This is a genomic window from Bradyrhizobium sp. (assembly GCF_035273305.1).
Taxonomy (GTDB): Bacteria; Pseudomonadota; Alphaproteobacteria; order Rhizobiales; family Xanthobacteraceae; genus Bradyrhizobium.
Map to the genome: position 1 here is coordinate 1 of NZ_DATEPI010000157.1, position 2,819 is coordinate 2,819.

Below are 2,819 nucleotides of genomic sequence, written 5' to 3' on the forward strand. Positions count from 1 at the left end.
AGAAGCGCGACTGGAGCAGGGAAAAAGGCCGCCTGCTGCGGGCGCGCGGATAATCAACCAGCCGAGGATGCTATGAACCAGAGAAATCTCCTTGAGGTCGATTGGAGCACGATTCCGGCGCCGGCCGATGACGGGGCGGCGGCGCATCTCAAGGGCATGAGCATCCCGCCGATCAGTCTGGTCGCGACCGACGATACATCGGTGACCCTTGCCTCGTTGCCGGGTCGCACTGTGGTGTTCGCGTATCCGAGGACCGGTGAACCCGGCAAGATCGCCTTGGTTGACGACTGGGACCTCATTCCGGGAGCGCGCGGGTGCACGCCGCAAACATGCGCGTTCCGTGACCTGTTCGCGGAATTGAAGGCAGCCGGCGCAGGACACGTGTTCGGCCTGTCGACACAGACCAATACCTATCAGACCGAAATGGCCTCACGTCTGCATTTGCCGTTTCCGGTTTTATCAGACGAGAAGCTGGAGCTTACCCGCGCGCTCGATCTGCCGACCATGCAGGTTGCAGGTCTCACGCTGATCAAAAGACTGGCGCTGATCATCGATGATGGGCGCATCAGTCACGTGTTCTACCCGGTGTTTCCGCCCGATCGAAATGCCGGGGACGTGCTATCGTGGCTTAAGGACAACCGGGTTTGAGCCTCACGAGGCTATCAACCCAGATCCGCGCGCACTCTTGCAAACACGCGCCGGAACATTTCCGGCGTCAGCACCCGCGTATTGGTGTTGTAACGCGAACAATGATAGCTGTCGTATAGTTTGTAGGTGCCGGCCTGGTGGATCGCACCGTGCGCGAACGGGGCTTCGACGCCGCGCACATTCAGCGCCTTCAACGTGGATTCGTGCGCAACGCGCCCAAGCGCCACGATCGCGGTCAAGTTTCGCATCGACGCCAGGGTTGCGGACAGGAATTGGCGACATGTGCTGATCTCAACCGGCAGCGGCTTGTTCTGCGGCGGCACGCAGCGAACCGCATTGCTGATCCGGCAGTCGATCAGCTTCAGCCCGTCGTCCGGTCGGGCTTCGTAGGCACCCTCGGCAAAACCGTATTCAATGAGCGTTGCGTAGAGCAGGTCACCGGCGAAATCCCCGGTAAAGGGACGTCCGGTCCGATTGGCGCCCTGAAGGCCGGGCGCCAGGCCGACAATTAAAAGCCGTCCGTCGGCATCACCGAACGAGGGTACCGGAGAATTGAACCAATCCGGTTCACGCGCGCGCGTGGCTTGCCGGAAGCTCAGAAGTCGGGGACATAATGGACAGTCGCGATCGGGTTGACCGCGGAGGACCGCAGGCAGAGGATTCCCGCTTGCGGGCTTCGCCCTGGTCTTGTTCTCAATCGTCGAAATCATCATCGCCCCTCGGCACCATCGTTGTGGCGCGCTGCAGGAATTGCGGCGCGTGATGACGAGGTTCGCGTGGGGCGGGGCGTTCGGAAGGGTCGCGGCCGATCTTCGATTGCAGTTCTACGAGGTCCGTGAACACGTCAGCCTGGCGCCGCAATTCGTCGGCGATCATCGGCGGCTGGCTTGAAATTGTCGATACCACGGTCACGCGCACACCGCGGCGCTGTACTGCTTCGACCAGCGAGCGGAAGTCGCCATCCCCGGAGAACAACACAATCTGGTCGACATGCTCGGCGAGTTCCATGGCATCGACTGCGAGTTCGATGTCCATGTTGCCTTTCACCTTGCGGCGTCCGCTGGCATCGATGAATTCCTTGGTCGCCTTCGTGACGACGGTGTAACCGTTGTAATCGAGCCAATCGATCAGCGGCCGGATGGATGAGTATTCCTGATCTTCAATGATCGCCGTGTAGTAGAACGCGCGAAGCAGCGTTCCCCGGCTCTGGAATTCCTTGAGCAGGCGTTTGTAATCAATATCGAAACCAAGCGTTTTGGCGGTTGCGTAAAGGTTGGCGCCATCAATAAACAGCGCAATTTTGCTGGTAGGGGAGACGGACATTCAGTGCTCGCTTTTTTTGAAGTTATTGGCGCAGCGGCAACCGACCGCGCATTCCCAAAATTGCTGCCTTGTAATTTCGGGTTGAATTGACCCGACAGGCACCACCGCAATGTGGTACGCCAAAGGCAAAAAGGCCATGAGTTGGGTATGGTATACAGCGACATTATTTTGTCGCAGACCGGCTCTATCCTTGCCGTGTCGTCCGAAGGTAGGGGGCAGAGCGCAAAATGGCCTTGCGAAACCGCCTCGGCCTCTATAACTAGCGGGCATAATCAACATATTCGTCCCAGTTAACGGAGCGACAGTCGATGGCGCGCGTCACCGTAGAAGATTGCATTGATAAGGTCGATAACCGGTTCGACCTGGTCCTCTTGGCGGCCCACCGTGCCCGCATGATCTCGTCCGGGTCACAGCTTACGGTCGATCGGGACAACGACAAGAACCCGGTTGTATCGCTGCGGGAAATTGCCGATTCGACTATCTCCCCGGAAGATCTCCGGGAAGAACTGGTCCATTCGCTGCAGAAGTTCGTCGAGGTGGATGAGCCCGAGCCCGACACGGTGCCTCTGATCGGCTCGGCCGGCGCCAGCGTCGACGCCGACGACACCGAGGTCGCCGTTGAGCGGATCACCGAAGAGGAGCTTCTAAAGGGGCTCGAGGGTCTGGCCCCACCGGAAGAGCAGCCGGAAGAGGATGAATAGGCGCGCAGGTTAGAGAAAAAGCCGCAGATTCTACGAAAGGCCCGGAGATCGATCCGGGCCTTTGCTTTTGTTGACCTTTCCATGGTTACCATATGCTCACGGACGCGGTGTCGGTCCGGGCACGGCCGCTCCCGATGATCTGGGATT

At 59.3% G+C, this 2,819-nt stretch carries 4 protein-coding genes; 2 read left to right on the top strand and 2 right to left on the bottom strand.

The window, feature by feature from the left end; translation table 11 throughout:
• The first annotated feature begins 72 nt into the window (after window positions 1-72).
• The gene (locus tag VJV58_RS10890; RefSeq protein ID WP_324137352.1) at window positions 73-648 is read left to right on the top strand and encodes a peroxiredoxin; all 576 of its coding nucleotides are present in this window, start codon (window positions 73-75) and stop codon (window positions 646-648) included.
• Between the two features lie 14 nt (window positions 649-662).
• On the opposite strand, the gene VJV58_RS10895 is transcribed toward VJV58_RS10890, so the two are convergent.
• Together VJV58_RS10895 and VJV58_RS10900 are read right to left on the bottom strand one after the other, a co-directional pair.
• On the bottom strand, window positions 663-1,358 hold the full coding sequence (locus VJV58_RS10895) for a uracil-DNA glycosylase (RefSeq protein ID WP_324137353.1): 696 nt from the start codon (window positions 1,356-1,358) through the stop codon (window positions 663-665).
• Window positions 1,342-1,971, bottom strand: a complete 630-nt coding sequence (locus VJV58_RS10900; RefSeq protein WP_324137354.1) for an NYN domain-containing protein — start codon at window positions 1,969-1,971, stop codon at window positions 1,342-1,344. The genes VJV58_RS10895 and VJV58_RS10900 overlap by 17 nt, the downstream gene beginning before the upstream one ends.
• 308 nt (window positions 1,972-2,279) lie before the next feature.
• Between VJV58_RS10900 and rpoZ the strand changes: the two genes are divergently transcribed.
• Window positions 2,280-2,672: a DNA-directed RNA polymerase subunit omega gene (gene rpoZ, locus VJV58_RS10905; protein WP_324137355.1), complete on the top strand. Its 393-nt coding sequence runs from the start codon at window positions 2,280-2,282 to the stop codon at window positions 2,670-2,672.
• The last annotated feature ends 147 nt before the right edge of the window (window positions 2,673-2,819 follow it).